Source organism: Nonomuraea lactucae (assembly GCF_003313395.1).
GTDB classification, from domain to species: domain Bacteria; phylum Actinomycetota; class Actinomycetes; order Streptosporangiales; family Streptosporangiaceae; genus Nonomuraea; species Nonomuraea lactucae.
The window spans coordinates 1-767 of sequence record NZ_QNFZ01000363.1 but is presented as its reverse complement, the minus strand read 5'-3'; the positions used below and the strand labels follow the sequence as shown (position 1 = coordinate 767).

Annotated in this window: 1 pseudogene; it reads left to right on the top strand. The window is 74.6% G+C overall.

The features are described from left to right. Window positions 1-689 (top strand): annotated as a pseudogene (locus DQW85_RS21970) (spermidine synthase); the annotation flags it as partial. Window positions 690-767: the final 78 nt, after the last annotated feature.

Here is a 767-nt window from a genome sequence, read left to right as displayed (position 1 = left end):
CCGCGCCCTGGGCCGGCGCCACGGCCGGCACGCCGCCGCCCGCCGGCGACGACCGCCCGTTCCTCTACCTCAAGGACCGGACGATCCCCCCGATCTACCTGATCACCCTCGGTCTGATCCTCGCCGCCAGCCTGCTCGCCGTACGCGCCGTGGCGGGCCCCTACCGGCGGATGCGCCCGTACGCCGACCTGTTCCTGCTCGGCGTGGCCTTCCTGCTGCTGGAGACCAAGAGCGTGACCGGGTTCGCGCTGCTGTTCGGCACCACCTGGGTGGTCAACGCGATCGTGTTCGCCGGGGTGCTGGTGGCGGTGCTCGCCGCCGTCGAGGTGACCCGCCGCTTCCGCACGCCGCCGCTGCCCGTCATGTACGGCGTGCTGCTCGGCGGCCTGGTGCTGGCCTGGCTGGTGCCCAACGCGTGGCTGCTGTCGCTCCCCCTGCCGCTCCGGGCGGTGGCGGCGGTCACGGTGGCCTTCCTGCCGATCTTCGCCGCGAACGTGGTCTTCGCCAAGCGCTTCGCGGACACGGCCGACGGGACGACCGCGTTCGGGGCGAACCTGCTGGGGGCGATGGTGGGTGGCTGCCTGGAGTACCTGGCCCTGGTGATCGGCTACCAGGGCCTGCTGGTCGTGGCCGCCATCGTCTACCTGGGCGCCTTCGCCCTCCTGCCCCGGAACACCGCTCCCGCCTGACCCCGCCACCGGCCCGCGCCCGCCACGTCGCGGCGGTCGTGCGGGGCCGCCGCGGTCGTGTGGGGCGGCGCCGCCCTT